The sequence below is a fragment of the Pseudomonas sp. PS02302 genome (assembly GCF_029959585.1).
GTDB classification, from domain to species: domain Bacteria; phylum Pseudomonadota; class Gammaproteobacteria; order Pseudomonadales; family Pseudomonadaceae; genus Chryseomonas; species Chryseomonas aestiva.
On sequence record NZ_JASCON010000063.1, the window covers coordinates 1 to 17,044 of the forward strand.

At 66.9% G+C, this 17,044-nt stretch carries 11 protein-coding genes; all 11 read left to right on the plus strand.

Annotated features, from left to right (window positions below; genetic code table 11):
* Nucleotides 1-98: 98 nt before the first annotated feature.
* Nucleotides 99-1,370: a flippase gene (locus QMX82_RS18800; protein ID WP_282286411.1), complete on the plus strand. Its 1,272-nt coding sequence runs from the start codon at nt 99-101 to the stop codon at nt 1,368-1,370.
* A 57-nt stretch (nt 1,371-1,427) separates the two neighbouring features.
* On the plus strand, nt 1,428-2,462 hold the full coding sequence (locus tag QMX82_RS18805) for a glycoside hydrolase family 5 protein (protein WP_208694863.1): 1,035 nt from the start codon (nt 1,428-1,430) through the stop codon (nt 2,460-2,462).
* Nucleotides 2,463-2,747: 285 nt separating this feature from the next.
* Nucleotides 2,748-3,860 (plus strand): polysaccharide biosynthesis/export family protein, encoded by a 1,113-nt coding sequence (locus tag QMX82_RS18810; RefSeq protein WP_133860417.1) that lies wholly within the window; start codon nt 2,748-2,750, stop codon nt 3,858-3,860.
* 330 nt (nt 3,861-4,190) lie between these two features.
* Nucleotides 4,191-6,947, plus strand: a complete 2,757-nt coding sequence (locus QMX82_RS18815; protein WP_282286443.1) for a bifunctional glycoside hydrolase 114/ polysaccharide deacetylase family protein — start codon at nt 4,191-4,193, stop codon at nt 6,945-6,947.
* On the plus strand, nt 6,928-10,524 hold the full coding sequence (locus QMX82_RS18820; RefSeq protein WP_282286416.1) for a tetratricopeptide repeat protein: 3,597 nt from the start codon (nt 6,928-6,930) through the stop codon (nt 10,522-10,524). Before QMX82_RS18815 ends, QMX82_RS18820 begins: the two co-directional genes overlap by 20 nt.
* A gap of 22 nt (nt 10,525-10,546) precedes the next feature.
* Nucleotides 10,547-11,062 (plus strand): penicillin-binding protein activator LpoB, encoded by a 516-nt coding sequence (locus tag QMX82_RS18825; RefSeq protein WP_133860416.1) that lies wholly within the window; start codon nt 10,547-10,549, stop codon nt 11,060-11,062.
* Nucleotides 11,062-12,435 (plus strand): PelD GGDEF domain-containing protein, encoded by a 1,374-nt coding sequence (locus tag QMX82_RS18830; RefSeq protein WP_282286419.1) that lies wholly within the window; start codon nt 11,062-11,064, stop codon nt 12,433-12,435. The genes QMX82_RS18825 and QMX82_RS18830 overlap by 1 nt, the downstream gene beginning before the upstream one ends.
* Complete coding sequence (locus QMX82_RS18835) at nt 12,413-13,402, plus strand: HEAT repeat domain-containing protein (protein WP_208693185.1); 990 nt, start codon at nt 12,413-12,415, stop codon at nt 13,400-13,402. The genes QMX82_RS18830 and QMX82_RS18835 overlap by 23 nt, the downstream gene beginning before the upstream one ends.
* Nucleotides 13,399-14,922, plus strand: coding sequence for a GT4 family glycosyltransferase PelF (pelF, locus tag QMX82_RS18840; RefSeq protein ID WP_133860413.1), 1,524 nt, complete (start codon nt 13,399-13,401; stop codon nt 14,920-14,922). The genes QMX82_RS18835 and pelF overlap by 4 nt, the downstream gene beginning before the upstream one ends.
* A 1-nt stretch (nt 14,923) precedes the next feature.
* Nucleotides 14,924-16,294, plus strand: coding sequence for an exopolysaccharide Pel transporter PelG (pelG, locus tag QMX82_RS18845; RefSeq protein ID WP_282286424.1), 1,371 nt, complete (start codon nt 14,924-14,926; stop codon nt 16,292-16,294).
* An 80-nt stretch (nt 16,295-16,374) separates the two neighbouring features.
* Nucleotides 16,375-16,986, plus strand: coding sequence for a hypothetical protein (locus QMX82_RS18850; RefSeq protein WP_208693187.1), 612 nt, complete (start codon nt 16,375-16,377; stop codon nt 16,984-16,986).
* The last annotated feature ends 58 nt before the right edge of the window (nt 16,987-17,044 follow it).

Genomic DNA, 17,044 nt, shown 5'->3' on the forward strand with positions numbered 1-17,044 from the left:
CCCCACCCCGCCCCCGCCCCCCCCGGGGGCGCGCCGGGTCTGACCCCGCGGGCCCCCGGGGGCCCGCGGGGCGGCCCCAAGGAGTTTTCACCCCCACGATGTCGATGATCAAAAACAGCACCTGGAACATCCTGGGTGTCGTCATTCCCAGTGCCATCGCGCTGCCCACCATGGGTGTGCTGTCGCGCCTGCTCGGTGTCGAGCAGTTCGGCCTGTTCACCCTGGCCTTCGCCATTGTCGGCTACGCCACCCTGTTCGATGCCGGTCTGTCGCGCGCGGTGATCCGCGCCGTCGCCATGCACCACGGTGACAAGGAGCGCAATCGGCTGGTCATGGGCACGGCCACCGGCGCCGTCATCGGCCTGAGTCTGCTGGCGACGCTGCTGCTGTGGTTCGGCGCGGGCAAGGTGGTGAGTCTGCTGCACGTCTCGCCCGAGCATTTCGACAATGCCGTGGCCGGCTTTCGCTGGCTGAGCCTGTGCGTTCCGCCCTTCCTGCTGGCGACGGTCTGGTTCGCCTACCTGGAGGGCAACGAGCGCTTTGGCGAATTCAACATCCTGCGGACCTTCTCCAACAGTCTGCTGGCGATCGCGCCGCTGATCGCGGTGCTGATCGAACCGAGCTTTTCCGCTACCGTGATCGGCCTGGTGCTGGCCCGGGTAGTCTCCATGGCACTGGCCTACTGGCCGTTGCACAAGGATTTCCCGCAAGGCATCCGGACCTTCAAGGTCGAGGTGTTCAAGGAGCTGCTGAAGTTCGGCAGCTGGATGACGGTGAGCAACATCATCAGTCCGCTGATGGTCTATTTTGACCGCTTCGTGCTGTCGCACATGGTCGGTGCCAGCCGCGTGTCCTTCTACACCGCCCCGGCCGAGGCGGTCTCGCGGATGCTGATCATCCCCAATGCCGTGGCCCGGGTGGTGTTCCCGCTGCTGAGCAAGAGCAGCGCGGACGCTACGCGCCAGGCCAACAAGGCCTTCTGGGGCCTGTTGCTGATCAGCCTGGCGATGGTGCTGCCGATCCTGGCGCTGGCGCCCTGGATCATGACCGTATGGATGGGCCCGGAGTACGGCGGCGATGCCGCGCAGATCCTGCGCATCCTGGTGGTGGGCTTTATCTTCAACGCCCTGGCGCAGATTCCCTTCGCCAAGATCCAGGCCCGCGGTCACTCGCGGACCACCGCGATGATCCATCTCGCCGAGCTGCTGCCCTACCTGGGTCTGCTGGTGGTCTGCATCCAGCATTTCTCCATCATGGGCGCCGCCATCGCCTGGACCATCCGGGTGACCGTGGACTATCTGGCGCTGGAATACTTCGCCCGACGCACACCGCCGCTGCAACCCACGCCGGTCTATCAGCAGAGCTCCTGAGGGAGCCCTGCCCAGACGAATTTCCGCAACACACGAGAGGTGCTGTCCGTGTCACGAGTGAAACGTCGTATCGGTGGCGGCCTGCTGGCCACCGTCTTGTTGTCCGCGGCGCTTTATGGCCAGGCTCAGCCCGAGTCGGCGCCGGCCAAGGTGGACCTCATCGGCATCAACATGTCGGCCGCCGGCTTTGCCGGCCAGGTCCTGCCGGGCGTGGAAGGCACCAACTACTTCTATCCCACCGAAGAGTACTTCCGCCGCTACGCGGACAAGGGTATCCGCTTCATCCGCTTCCCCTTCCTCTGGGAGCGGGTGCAACCCCAGCTCGGTGGTGACCTGGACCAGGCCCAGGTCGCGCTGCTGCAGCGCACCCTGGATTTCGCCGACAAGTACGGGATCCGCGTGATCCTGGACATGCACAACTATGCGCGCTATCGCGGTCAGCTGATCGGCTCTTCCCAGGTGCCCTACGCCAGCTACGCCGATGCCTGGAAACGCCTGGCCCTGACCTTCCAGAAGCATCCGGCGCTGTACGGCTACGATGTCATGAACGAGCCCCACGACACCCAGGGTCTCTGGCCGCGCGCGGCGCAGACGGCCGTGGACAGCATCCGCAGCGTCGACATGAAGACGCCGATCTTCATCGCCGGCGACAGCTGGTCCAGTGCCCAGCGCTGGCCCCAGGTGAACGGCGAGCTGCTGATCAAGGATCCGGCGGACAACCTGATCTACGAAGCCCACATCTACTTCGACGACGATTCCAGCGGCAACTATGCTTCGGGCATGAAGGGCGTGCATCCCATGATTGGCGTGGAAAGAACCCGCCCCTTCATCGAGTGGCTGAAACAGCACAATTTGCGCGGCTTCGTTGGCGAATATGGGATACCTGCACACCCACAGTGGCTGGAAGCCATGGACAATCTGCTGAGCTATCTGGGCGAGCAGTGCGTACCCAGCGCCTATTGGGCGGCCGGTCCGGGCTGGGGCGACTATCCTCTGGCTATCGAACCCAAGAACGGCGCGGAGAAGCCGCAGACGGCCCTGCTGCAAAAACACCTGAACAAACATGACTGCCAAGTCATAGGACCTCGTTAGCGGAGATGTGACAGATTTCGAACGGCGTCACCTTTTTCCGCTCCCGGGGCGCTGAACTCGATGGCTAAAGGCCAGTCCTAGACCAGCAGACTCAGGTGCTCATACAACTAAAAGCTGAGACCTCGAGTTCTCTCGCACGCTGGACAGACGGGTTACCTAAAACCTGGTCCATCGTCGAGGCTCGCCGCGTCTCGCGAAGGAACACCATGAATAACCGGCTCGTTGCTTCTACCTTCCGATTTATTCCTCTTGCTTACACTCAATCAGCAATCAAGGACGAATGACATGAAAACCAAATTTACCGCTCTGGCCTTGCTGTCCGGCATCGTCCTGCAGGGTTGTGCCTACTCCCCGGGTCAGTACCTGGACCAGGACGACCTGAAGAGCGATCCGAGCATCCAGGGCACCAAGGTCCAGCTGATCCCGATCACCAGCTCGCTGCTGATGAGCCAGGATTCCGCGGCCCTGTCCAAGGCTCCCGACCTCAAGCCCCTGCTGGACTACAAGCCGCAGGCCTACCGCGTCGGTGCGAGCGACCTGCTCTACATCACCGTCTGGGATCACCCCGAACTGACCGCTCCGTCCGGCGCCCAGCAGCAGCTGGAAGCCAACGGTCGCCTGGTACGTCCGGATGGCACCCTGTTCTACCCCTACGTCGGCACCGTGCGCGCCGCCGGCAAGACCCTGGAAGAGATCCGCACCGATATCTCCCGCCGTCTGGCCACCTTCATCGACAATCCCCAGATCGACGTCAGCGTGCTGAAGTTCGGCAGCCAGAAGGTCACCGTCTCCGGTGCCGTGAACAAGGGCGATGCCATTCCCCTGACCACCAAGCCCATCACCCTGGTGGAAGCCCTGGGCCAGGTTGGCGTGGCCAACACCGGTGGCGCCGATCTGACCGGCGTGACCCTGGTCCGCGACGGCAAGGAATACCGCCTGGATACCGACAGCCTGAACCGCAAGGATTCCAAGCTGTACGGCATCTACCTGAAGGACGGTGACAGCATCCACCTGCCCTACAACGATGCCCGCAAGGTCTACGTGGTCGGTGAAGTCCGCTCGCCCGCAGCGGTCAGCTACAAGATCACCAACCTGAACCTGATGGAAGCCCTGAGCCAGGCCGGTGGCATCCAGCAGGAAACCGCCAACGCCGATGCCGTCTACGTCATCCGTGGCCCGGAAGATCTGAAGGCGCCGGGTGCCACTGCCCAGGTCTTCCACCTGGCTGCCAAGAACCCCACCGCCTATGTGCTGGCGCAGAACTTCCATCTGCAGCCGCAGGACGTGGTCTTCGTTGGCCCGGCCGGTATCACCCGCTGGAACCGCTTCGTCAGCCAACTGCTGGGTTCCACCAACATCCTGTCCTCCAGCGCCAGCCTGAACAGCAGCTTCAAGTAATAGCGCTCGCTTGCCGTCATGCCGGTTACCGCCGCGCATGACGGCAATTCCCCTGACGTTTCGCCACACCCCCCGCCGGTATTCTCCGCTTCGCCTCCCCCTTCGAAACGCCTGAAATCCGCTGCCTAGACGGCCTTGCCCTTCAGCCATTAGTTACTTCGATACCTGTTAGCCCCCTAATTGCTGCCACTCGGCTTGGCACAGGCAGTTTTTCGTCACGCTTTTGCGTAATGTAGCTAACCTGATACCGAAGTTGGGCACGTTTAAGGACTGGTTGTGGCGTCAGGCAAGGCAACAAGAGCAAGGTCCCGCTTCGGTTGGTGGCGCAGGCTGACAGTAGGGCTGCTGGGCTATCTGTCCCTCTTGGGAACGGCCCTGGCGGCGCCCGCCAGCGTGGCGTTCTGGTACGCGGAAAAACCGCCGGTAGCCGAACTCGCCCAATTCGACTGGGTGGTGCTCGAACCCGGCCATGCCAGCGCCGCCGATGTCCGCGCCCTGCACGAGGCCGGGGCCCAATCCTTCGCCTATCTGTCCATCGGCGAATTCGCCGGCGACGCGGCGGCCCTGGAAAAGGCCGGTCTCAGTGCCGGTGCCAGTCCGGTGGCCAACAAGGCCTGGGGCAGCCAGGTGATGAACCTGGCGTCGTCGGTCTGGCGTGCCCATCTGCTCGAACGCGCCGCCCAACTGGCCAAGGCCGGTTACACCGGGCTGTTCCTCGATACCCTCGACAGTTTCCAGCTGGTGGCCGAAGACCAGCGGGAAGGCCAGCGCCTGGCACTCAAGAGCCTGCTGGCCGACCTGCACCGCCGTCAGCCGTCGCTCAAGCTGTTCTTCAATCGCGGCTTCGAGGTGCAACCCGAATTGCCCGGGGTCGCCGCCGCCATGGCGGTCGAATCCATCTACGCCGGCTGGGATGCCGGCAAGAAGACCTATCGCCCGGTCAGCCAGCAGGATCGCGAATGGCTGAAGCCGCGGATCGAGGCGGCGCGCAGTGCCGGCATCCCGGTCATCGCCATCGAGTACCTGCCGCCGGAGCAGCGCGACGAAGCCCGGCGCCTGGCCAAGCGGCTGCGCGACGAAGGCTACGTGCCCTATATCACCACCCCCGATCTCAACACCCTGGGCATCAGTTCGGTGGCCCTGCAGCCACGTCGGCTGGCGCTGCTCTACGATGGCCGGGAAGGCGCCCTGCGCCAGTCGGCGGTGCACCGCTACCTGGGCAGCGCCCTGGAGTACCAGGGCTATCGCCTGGACTATTTCGATGCCTCCAAGCCGCTGCCCACGGCCTGGCCCAGCGCCCTCTATGCCGGGGTGGTGGTCTGGATGACCAGTGGCCCGCCACCCGATTCGCGGGATTTCAGCGACTGGATCGGCCAGCGCCTGGACGAAAAGACGCCGCTGCTGATCCTCGGCGGCCTGCCGCTGGACAACGAAGCCCTGCTCAAGCGGCTGGGTCTGGGCGTCAGTCGCAAACCGCTGCCCGACAACCTGACCCTCAAGGTGCTGGACCCTGCCCTCGCCGGCAACTTCGAGGCACCGGTCAAATTGCGGACGCGTGACCTGCCCGCCGTGCAGACGCTGCCCGGCGGGCCGACACCGGTGGTCAGCCTGAGCGGTCCGAGCGGGACCTTCGTGCCCATGGGCGTGGCCTCCTGGGGCGGCTTCGCCTTCGGCCCCTATGTCATGGAAGACGGTCCCGAAGCCAGTCGCTGGATCATCGACCCCTTCACCTTCACCGCGAAGACGCTGCAATTGCCGCCCCTGCCGGTGCCCGATCCGACCACGGAAAACGGCCGGCGCATCGCCACCGTGCACATCGACGGCGACGCCTTCGCGTCCAAGGCGGAGATTCCGGGCGCGCCCTTTTCCGGCCAGGTGGTGCTGGAGCGGTTCATCCAGCCGCACCCCTTTCTGACCTCGGCCTCGATCATCGAAGGCGAGGTCGGCCCCAAGGGCCGCTATCCGGAGCTGACCGCGCAACTGGAGCCCATCGCCCGTCGCCTGTTCGCCGATCCCAAGGTGGAGGTGGCCACCCACACCTTCAGCCATCCGTTCTTCTGGCAACCGGCGGTCTCCGAGCAGAGCGAGAACTTCGAAGCCCAGTACGGCTACATGATGCAGATTCCCGGCTACGACAAGGTGGACTTCACCCGGGAGATCGTGGGCTCGACGCGCTATATCAATGAACGCCTGACCACCCCGCAGAAGCCGGTGAAGATGGTGTTCTGGTCCGGTGACGCCCAGCCTGATGCGGCGACCCTCAAGCTCACCTACGACAACGGCCTGCTCAACGTGAACGGCGGCAACTCGCACATCACCCGGTCGCAGCCCTCGGTGAGCGGTCTGTATCCCTTCATCCGCCCCACCCCGGGCGGTCTGCAGTTCTATGCGCCCATCATCAACGAGAACGTCTACACCAATCTCTGGCGCGGTCCCTATTACGGCTTTCGCGATCTGCTCTATACCTTCGAGCGCACCGAGCATCCCCGCCGGCTGCGCGGACTGCATCTCTACTACCACTTCTACTCGGGCACCAAGCAGGCCTCGCTCAAGGTCATGGAAGAGATCTACCAGGGCATGGCCGCCGAACATCCGCTGTCGCTGTGGATGAGCGACTACCTGAGTCGCCTGCATGGCTTCTATACCGCCAGTCTGGCCCGGGAAGACGACGGCAGCTGGTCGATCAAGGCCCTCGCCGGGCTGCGCACCCTGCGCCTGGATCCGCGCCTGGGCTGGCCGGATCTGCAGCGTTCCAAGGGCATCGCCGGAGTTCGCGACCTGCCGCAGGGACGCTATGTCCACCTGGCGGGCGATCAGGCGCGGCTGGTTCTGCGCGACAGCCGCGATCCCACCCCCGCCCTCGAAGAGGCCAACATCCCGCTGCAGCAATGGGACTACCTGTCGCCGACGCGGATCCACTTCGCCTTCGCCGGACAATTTCCGCTGGAGCTGACCCTGAGAGCGGCCTCGGCCTGCGAGGTGCGGGTCGGTCGCGAGCGCTACAAGGGCCAGTCGGGACAGGCCGGGCTCTGGACGTTCAAACTTCCGCTAACACGAGTGAGTGACGGTGAGATCGTCTGCAGCTAAGAAAACCCGGCTCCTGAGTGGCTGGACGCTGCTGGGGGTCGCGCTCCTCACCGCGCTGGTGCTGGTGCTGACCTTTCACGGCAAGCAGGTGTTCCTGCCCGGCGAAGAGCCGGCCGACCAGGTCTCCATCAGCTACGCCCAGGTACTGCTCAAGGCGACCCCGGACGATACCGGGCTGCGCATGAAACTGATCGACCAGTTGATCGCCCTGGGGCGCATCGACGAAGCGCGGCGTCAGTTGCTACTGCTGCCCGAGCCCCTGGCCTCGACGCCCTTCTACGCCCTGGAAATGGACATCCTGCAGGCGGAAGCCCAGCCGCAAGGCCTGGCCGAAGCCGATCGCGAACGCCTGGCGCAACGCCTGAGCGCCCTGGACGTGGCGACCCTGAGCACACCCCAGCTGCAACGGGTGGCCGAGCGCGCCCTGCAGCTGGCGGATCCGGCCACGGCGGCGCAGCGTTACGTCGAACTGGCCCGGCGTGATCCGCCGCGGCGCCAGCAGTGGCTGGAACAGGCGGCGCGCTGGAGTCTGGCCGGTGGCCGTCAGCAGGAGGCCGCGCGTCTCTATCTGCGCCTGGCCGATCTCGCCGATTCGGCCGAACAGCGCCAGGGCTACCGGCACCAGGCCTTCGATGCCTGGCTCGCCGCCGGCCAGGGCGCCGAGGCCGCCGCCCTGCTGGAAGAGGAACTGCCGCGTCTGCCAGCCGATGCCAGCGGTCTGGCCTGGCTGCAGGCCGGGGTGGCCGCCGCCCAGGGCAGCGGGCGCCTGGATCTGGCCCAGCGACTGATCGACCGCTGGCGCGAGTGGCAACCGGACGATCCCGCCGCCCTGGAGGCCGCCTACCGACTGGCCCTCGGCCGCGGCGACACCGCACGGGCCTGGGAGGAAGGTCATCAGCTGCTGGCACTGCGCCCGGACGATGAAAAATTGCTCGCGGAACTGGCCCAGCTGGGCGAATGGACCGGGCATATGGACGAAGCCCTCGACCTCTGGTTGCGCCTGCTGGCACGCCAGGACGATCCGGCCCGCCGCGACCACGCCTGGAAGCTGGCCGCCCGGGCATTTCGCTTCGATGCCGTGGCCGAGTTGCTGGCCGAGGCGTCACGGCAGCGCCAGCTGGACAAGACCGAACTGGACGCGCTGATCTTTGCCTACGAGTCCTTGGGCGATCCCGCCGCCGAGGAGCGCTGGCTGCGCGACTACCTCAGGCGTCAGCCCAAGCAGCGCCTGGCCTGGGAGCGGCTGCAGCAGCTGCTGGCCCGTACCGAGCAGGGCGATGCCGAAGCCGCAGGCTGGGCAGCGTTCGGCAAGCGATTCCCGCTGACCAACGCGGAGTATCTGACCTGGGCCGGCACCCTCTGGGAGCTGTTCAAGCCCGAAGAGGCCTGGAAGGTGCTCGAGGGCATGCCGGTCAAGCAGCGGCAGGGCGACGACTACTGGCGCCTGCGGGCGGAGCTGGCCTGGGAACTGGAGCGCGATGGCGAGGCCCAGCTGGCCTTCGAACGCCTGGCCGCGAGCGACAAGGGCCTGGCCGCCAACGACGAGGACCGGCTGCTGGCGATCTATCTGCGCACGGCGCCGCGCAAGGCCATGGCGCTGCTGGAAAAGAGCTGGGAAAAGCATCAGGACCAGAACCATCTGACCCAGGCCCTGCAGTGGGCTGAGCAACTCAAGGATACGGCGGCGCTGGAGCGGCTGCTGGCCAGTGCCGCGCGCGTGCCGGCCGCGGCCGACAATCCCGCCGTCTGGCTGGCGCGTTCAGGGCTGGATTTCCAGCGTGGCCGCGTCGCTCAGGCCGAAGAAGGCTATCGCCAGGCCCTGCAGCGCTTCCCGGACGACGACCGCTTCCGCGAGCGGCTGCTGTGGCTGCTCATCGACCAGAATCGCCAGACCGAACTGGCCACCCTGTTGCGCGACTGGAAGGGCCGGGCGCGGGACAGCGACGTGCTCTGGCTGCCGTTCGGCAGTGGCCTGGTGCTGCTGGGCCAGGCGGAAGAGGCGCTGGGCTGGTATCGCCGCTACCTGGAGGCTCACCCCCAGGACTGGCTGGTGCAGGCCGCCTACGCCGATGCCCTGGACGCCGCCGGTCACCAGGACGCGGCGCTGCGACTGCGCAAGGCCGTCACGCCGCACCTGGCCAACGACGAGGTGCCGGCCACCCCCGAGCGCTATGCCACCTACCTGCGCCTGCTCTCCAGCCTGCGCGGCCCCCAGGCGGCGCTGGCCCAGGCGCGCGCCTGGCAGGATGGCTCGCCGAGCATGCTGCAACTCTGGTTCGACCAGTGGCTCGACGCCCTCAGCCAGAACAACGACGACGGCCTCAAGAGCGAATGGCTGGCCTGGGCCAAGAGTCGTGGCCTGAAGGTGCGCCAGTACGAGCAGTTGCAGGAGATCCTGCGCCGGCAGAATCGTGGCGAGCTGGAGAAGCTGCTGGCGGCCGGCGATCTGGATCCGGCGCAGCGCGTCGAGGTGCTGCAGCGCCTCGGCCATGCCGGCGACGCCCAGGCCGCGGCCCTGACGGCCGCCGGCGACGAGCCACCCGAGGTCATCCAGCGGCAGCTGCTGCGCCAGGCCACCGAGCAGGCCGAGCGCACGCCCAATGGCGTCCAGGCCGGCTGGGAGCGCCGCGACTATGGCGGCCTGGTCGAACAGGGCAGCGAGGTGCGCGCCGCCCGGCGACTCAGCGATGACGTCTATGCCGATGTCCAGCTCAAGCAGAATCGCGTGGAGAGCAGCGGCCTCAAGTCCGATGCCCTGGGCAACGAACACCAGATGCTGCTCAAGGTGCTGAAGAATCTGGCCGACGGCGGTCTGGAAACCACCGTCGACGCCAGCCAGCGGTCGGACAGCAATCGCCTGGGGCTGGGCGTCGCCCGCACCTGGCGCCTCGATGGCAACACCGAAATCGAGGCGGCCCTGGACTGGCACCGGCAACCCGACGAGAGCGGCTATCTGCGCGCCCTGGGCCGGCGTGACAGCGTCAGCCTGGCGGGTCGCCACAACCTTACGCCACGCGACCAGCTGAGCTGGCGGGCGGCGCACAATCGCTATTCCAGTCGGGACGGCGATGCCCTGGGCAGCGGCTTCGCCTTCAACCTGGAGCTGAGCCACATGATCTTCTTCGAAGGTCCCACCTGGCAGGTGCGCAGCGGCGTCACCTACCAGCAGAACAGTGCGCGCAGCACCCTGCCCGCCAGCGTCACCCGCTACCTGCAGCCGCTGGCCGGCAGTGGCGAGAACGGCGAGGTCACCGCGGCCGACCTGGAAGCCCTGGGCGGCACCCAGCTGTTGCAGGATCGCTATGGCCAGCTCTATGTCGGCAGCAGCTGGCGACGCGGCATTCCCGGTTCGCTCAACCGCACCCACCCCCAGTACAGCTGGCTGGTGGACACCCTGGTCGGCTGGCAGTGGACCGAGCGCGAATTCAACTACGGTTTGAATGTCGGCCTGGGCATGGTAGTGCTCGGCGACGACGAACTGGCGTTCACCGCCGGCTACCAGTCCGCGCCCCAGGGCAGCGGCGGTCAGGCCGGCAGCACCCTGGGCATTCAATACAGCAATCGAATCGGTCGCTAGGCCGCTTCAAGGGAGAGACCTCATGAACATCACGCGTCTGCTCGTCGCCAGTGTCGCCACCGTGCTCCTGGCCGGCTGCTCGAGCTTTACCCGTCCCAGCGGCGAGGCCCTGCCCAAGGATGCGCGCTGGGGCCTGGTGCCCCTGGCCAACTATGCCCAGGCGCCCATGGCCGGCGATCGCGCGGCGCAGATCCTGGTCAGCGTGCTGGGCGAGCGCGGCATCCGCCCGCAGGTCTACGACGACAGCCAGGGCGGCAATCCCAGCGATGACGAGAAGGCCCGTCAGCGCGCGGCCCTGGACTGGGCGCGGCAGCAGAATCTGCAGTACGTGCTCACCGGCAGCGTCGACGAGTGGCAGTACAAGAATGGCCTGGACGGCGAACCGGCGGTGGGTGTGACCCTCCAGGTGATCGAGCCGGCCAGTGGCCGGGTGGTCTGGAGCAACAGCGGCGCCCGCTCCGGCTGGTCCCGCGAGAGTCTGGCGGCCACCGCGCAGAAGGTCCTGCGCGGTACCGCGCAAGAGCTGCAGTTGCGCTGATGGCCCTGCAATCCGTCCACAAGGACTACACCCTGGCGCCCCGCGCCAGTGGCCGCCTGTCCTGGCTGGAAACTCTGCTGGTCACGGCGGCCGCCCTGGGGCTGGGTTTCTGGCTGGTGCCGGAAGACCCGCTGATGGTCGGTCTGGCCTTTCCCTGGGTGGTCTTCGCACCCATCCTGATGGGCGTGCGCTATGGCTTCATGCGCGGCCTGGTCAGTGCCAGCCTGCTGGTGGTGGCGCTGCTCTATCTGCATCGCCAGGGCTATCCGGCCTACGAGGAGATCCCGCCGTCCTTTATCGTCGGCGTGCTGCTCAGCGCCATGCTGGTGGGCGAATTCCGCGATCTCTGGGATCGCCGGCTGGAACGCCTGGACCTGGCCAACGACTATCGCCAGCTGCGCCTGGACGAATTCACCCGCGCCCACCACCTCCTGCGCATCTCCCACGATCGCCTGGAACAGCGTGTCGCCGGCAACGACCTCAGCCTGCGCAGCTCCCTGCTGGATCTGCGCCGCCAGCTGCGCGAGGTGCCCCGCGAGCAGGACGCCCTGCAGGCCCTGGCCGAACCCATCGTCGGTCTGCTGACCCAGTACGGCTCGCTGCGGGTGGCCGGGCTGTACCGGGTTGACGGCAATGGCCGGGTGGATCGTCGCGCCCTCGCCAGCCAGGGCGAGATGCCCGGCATCGATCCCGATGACCTGCTGGTGCGTCTGACCCTGGAGCGCGGCGAGACCCTGAGCATCCGCCAGGCACTGCTGGAGCGCGGCGAGACTCAGCATTCGACATTGCAGGCCTGCGTGCCCCTGCTGGACACCGAAGAGCGGCTGCTGGCGGTGCTGGCCATCGAACAGATGCCGTTCTTTTCCTTCAACGAACGCACCCTCAATCTGCTCACCATTCTCGCCGGCCACATCGCCGACCTGCTGGGCAGTGATCACCAGGCGCTGGCCCTGGCCGACGACGACGCCCAGCAATTCTCCCAGCATCTCAAGCGCTCGCTGCGCGATGCCCAGCAGCACGCCCTGCCTGCCTGCCTGTTCTGCTTCGAGATGACCGAAGCCGACGGTGGCGAGCGCGCCCTGGCGCTGCTGGAAGGCAGTCGCCGCGGCCTCGATCTGCAACTGCGCCTGACCAACCAGGCGGGCCACCCCTGCCTGCTGGTGCTCTTGCCGCTGACCTCTTCCGATGGTCTGGAAGGCTATCGCCGCCGGCTGCGCCAGCTGCTGGCCGAGCGCCATGGCCAGGACAGCACCCTGGAAAGCCTGGGCGTGCGCAGCCACGAACACGAGCTGCTGCCCAAGACCCGCGCCCAGGAGCTGCGCGTCTTCCTGTTCAACGAGTGTGGTCTGCATGAACAGCAAGTGGCTGTTTAGCGGCGCCTTCGCCTTCGAGGCCAGCAGCTGGGCGCTGCTGTTCGCCAACCTGCCGGTGGCGGCGGCGGCCCTGGCCTTCGTCACCGCCCATGCCGCCGGCAGTGCCCTGCTGGCAGGTGCCGTCTGGCTGTTGCTGCCCAGGCGCTATCAGCGCCCGCTGCCCTGGAGTCCGCTGTTTCTCTTTGCCCTGGCCTTCTTCATTCCACTGGTGGGCGCGGCCGGGGTGATCGCCGCGGTCTTTCCGGCGCTCTGTCTGCCGCGCAAGCGCCGCGAGATCGCCTGGGAAGCGCGCAGCGTGCCCAATCTGCCGTTCCGTCCGCTGGAGCGCCGCGAGGAGATGCTGTTCAGCGATGGCGGCCTGCAGGACGTGCTGCGCCATGCGCCCAGTACCGACAAGCGCCTGACCGCCCTCTTCGCCACCCGCCGCATGCCCGGGCGCGACGCCATTCCCATCCTCAAGCTGGCCCTGCGCGATCCGGCCGACGACGTGCGCCTGCTCGCCTATTCGATGCTCGACCAGCAGGAAAGCCAGATCAACCAGCGCATCGAGACCCAGCTCGGCGAACTGGCCAGCACGCCTGCGGAACGCCAGCCGGCGCTGCACGGCACCCTGGCCCGCGGCTACTGGGAGCTGGCCTATCTGGGCCTGGCCCAGGGCAGCGTCCTGCGCCACGTGCTCGGCCAGGCGCGGGAACATATCGAACTGGCCCTGGCCGGCGAAGAAAACGAAGAGCTGCGCATCCTCGCCGGGCGCATCGCCCTGGAGCAGGGCGAGCCGGAGCGGGCGCTGGAGTTCTTCCAGGCCGCCGAGGCGGCCGGCGTGCCCCTGGCCCAGCTGGCGCCCTTCCGCGCCGAAATCGCCTTTCTGCGCCGCGATTACGCGGTCATCCCGGCGCTGCTCGACAGCTTGCCGGCGGATCTGAAGAAGCGGCCGCCGTTTGCCGCCCTGGTGAAGTACTGGTTATGAAAGACGCCCCCGCCGCGACCGTGACGCCCGATGTCTGCCTGCTCCTGGAGGGCACCTGGCCCTATGTGCGCGGCGGGGTGTCGAGCTGGGTCAACCAGCTGATCCTCGGCCTGCCGGAGCTGACCTTCTCGGTGTTCTTCATCGGCGGTCAGCGCGAGAACTACGAGAAGCGCCACTACGCCATCCCGCCCAACGTGGTGCACATCGAGGAGCACTTCCTCGCCGGCTCCTGGGTACCCAAGGGCGCGCCCATCAGTCCGCGGCGCCAGGCGCCGGTGCAACTGCTGCGCGATCTGCACGCCTTCCTGCACCACCCCGACGAACCCAGCGCCGCCCAGGGCGACGCCCTGGTGGACGCCTTCGCCCAGGGCAGCGTGACCCTGGACGACTTCATGTACAGCCGCGCCAGCTGGGAAGCCATCACCGAGGGCTACGAGCGCTATTGCACCGACCCGTCCTTCGTCGACTACCTCTGGACCCTGCGCGCCATGCAGGCGCCGCTGCTGATGCTGGCCGAGGCCGCGCGCCGGCTGCCGCGACCGCGGATGATCCACTCCATCTCCACCGGCTATGCCGGCATGCTCGGCGCCATCCTGCAGCGGCGCTGGGGCTGCAACTTCCTGCTCAGCGAACACGGCATCTACACCAAGGAGCGCAAGATCGACCTGGCCCAGGCCAAGTGGATCGCCGAAGGCCCGGACGAGGCCCTGCGCACCGGGCTGGACGTGGACGTCAGCTACATCCGCCGGCTGTGGATCCGCTTCTTCGAACGCATCGGCCTGCTCACCTACAAGGCCGCCGATCCGATCATCTCGCTTTATGACGGCAACCGCCGCCGGCAGATCCAGGACGGCGCAGATCCCGCACGCTGCCGGGTGATTCCCAACGGCATCAGCCTCACCCAGTGGCAGGACGCCCTGGAGCGCCGCCCCGAGGGCGTGCCGCCGGTGGTCGGGCTGCTCGGCCGGGTGGTGCCGATCAAGGACGTCAAGACCTTCATCCGCGCCATGCGCGGAGTGATCAGCGCCATGCCCGAGGCCGAGGCCTGGGTGGTCGGTCCGGAAGACGAAGACGAGGAGTACGCCGCCGAATGCCATAGCCTGGTCACCAGCCTGGGCCTGGAGGGCAAGGTGAAATTCCTCGGTTTCCAGAAGATCGGCGACATCCTGCCCAAGCTCGGCCTCATGGTGCTGACCTCCATCAGCGAGGCCCAGCCGCTGGTGATCCTCGAAGGCTGGGCCGCCGGCGTGCCGGTGGTGAGCAGCGACGTGGGTTCCTGCCGCGAGCTGATCGAGGGCTCCATCCCCGAGGACCGCGCCCTGGGTACCGGTGGCAGCGTGGTCGCCATCGCCGATCCCCAGGCCACCGCCCGCGCCATCCTCGCCCTGCTGCGCAATCCCGGTCGCTGGCAGGCCGCGCAGCGCACCGGGCTGGCCCGGGTCAATCGCTACTACACCGAGCCGCTGATGCTGGAACGCTATCGCGAGCTCTACCAGGACGCCATCGGGAGGAGCCTCTGACATGGCCGGTATCGGCTTCGAACTGCGCAAGATCCTCGCGCGCGACTCCTACACCGCCACCCTGCGCGCCTATGTCTACGCCGGCCTAATCAGTTCGGGGCCCTGGGTGCTGTCGATCATCAGCGTCATGCTGATCGGCGTGCTGGCCACCGGCATCGTCACCCCCAACGTGCTGATCCGGCAATTCCTGGTCACGGTGACCTACCTCATGGCCAGCTCGCTGATCCTCACCGGCGGTCTGCAGCTGTATTTCACCCGCTTCGTCTCGGACCGGCTGTTCGAGGAGAAGCAGACCAGCATCCTGCCCAATCTGGTGGGCATCCTGCTGCTGGTGACCCTGGTCGCCGGGGGCCTGGGCTTCGTGCTGCTGGCGACCCTGTTCGACCAGCCCTTCGCCTATCGGCTGCTGGTGCTGGCCAACTTCGTCACCCTCTGTGACCTCTGGCTGGTGATCATCTTCCTGTCGGGGATGAAGGCCTACAACCGCATCCTGGTGGTGATGACCCTGGGCTACGCCATCATGATCGCCGCCGCCTTCGTGCTGCGCTTCCTCGGCATGAACGGCCTGCTGATGGCCCTGCTGCTGGGCCACGCCGCGCTGCTGTTCATGTTTCTCTACGACATCATCCGCGAGTACCCGGCCGACCGCCTGGTGGCCTTCGACTTCCTCGACCGCAAGCAGATCTTCGTCAGCCTGCTGGCGACCGGGCTGTTCTACAACCTGGGCATCTGGGTCGACAAATTCGTCTTCTGGTTCAATCCGCTGACCTCCGACGCCGTCATCGGCCCCCTGCGCGCCTCCATCCTCTACGACCTGCCGATCTTTCTTGCCTATCTCGCCATCATCCCCGGCATGGCGGTGTTCCTGGTGCGCATCGAGACCGACTTCGCCGAGTGGTACGAGCGGGTGTTCAACGCCGTGCGCGGCGGCGAGACCCTGCAGCACATCAGTCAGCTCAAGGAGCAGATGATCCTGGCCATCCGCCAGGGCCTGCTGGAAATCTGCAAGGTCCAGGGCCTGACCCTGGTGCTGGTGTTCCTCCTGGCGCCGCAGTTGCTGGCCTGGCTTGGCATGTCGCACTACTACCTGCCGCTGTTCTACATCGACGTGGTGGGCGTAAGCATCCAGGTGGTGTTCATGGCCCTGCTCAACGTCTTCTTCTACCTGGACCGGCGCGACACCGTGCTGATGCTGTGCACCCTGTTTCTCGGTCTCAACCTGGCGCTGACCCTGCTCAGCATCGAACTGGGTCCGAGCTTCTTCGGCTACGGCTTCACCGTCTCCCTGGCCTGTTGCGTGCTGCTGGGTCTGCACCGCCTGGACCGGGTGCTGGACGACCTGGAATACGACACCTTCATGCTCCGGCACTGACGGCCGCCGGCACCGGACGAACGGTGTGACCCGCTCCCTCTGGCGGCGTCCAAAACAGCTCAGCCCTGCAGGACCCTGCCATGAATACCGCCGCCTTGCGCCTCGTGATCCAGACCACCCAGGTGCGCGCTCGGGACAGTGGCGAGGCCAGTCGCACCTTCGCCGACCAGGCGGCGCGCACCGCCAGCGCCGATGCCAGCCGCGGGGCGGCCCTGGAGCGCTTCGCCAGCGCCTATGTCGACAAGGTGCCCGACGCCCTCGAAGCCCTGCTGCTGCAGGCACGGGCGGTGGCCTTCGAGGCGCCCTTGGCCGGGGTGCTCGAGCGCGCTCTGGCCGGCTTCGCCCCGGCGGCCCTGGCCCAGGCGCCTTCCGCCAGCCTGGCGCTGCTGGCCGCGGCCTATCGCCTCCACCGTCTGCTCGAAGGCCTCCAGCAGCGCCTGGCCGCCTGGTGGGGCGCCACCGGCGAATCCACCGCGCCCAGCCTGGGCAATCTCATCGCCCACCAGGTGCTGGGGCAGCTCACCGTCGCCGCCCTGGAAGACGCCGTGGAAGGCTGGCTCGATGACCTGGACGCCAGTGTCGAGGCGCCGCTCACCCAGCAGTGCTTCCAGCCCCGGCAACGGCGCGGCGCCCTGGCCACGGCCCGCCCGGCCCTGACCTTGAGTCGCCAACGCCAGCGCAGCGTTCGATAAAACGCACGTTTCCACGCCTTTGGCGGCCGACTGTCAAATATATTGATAACCCTTCCGG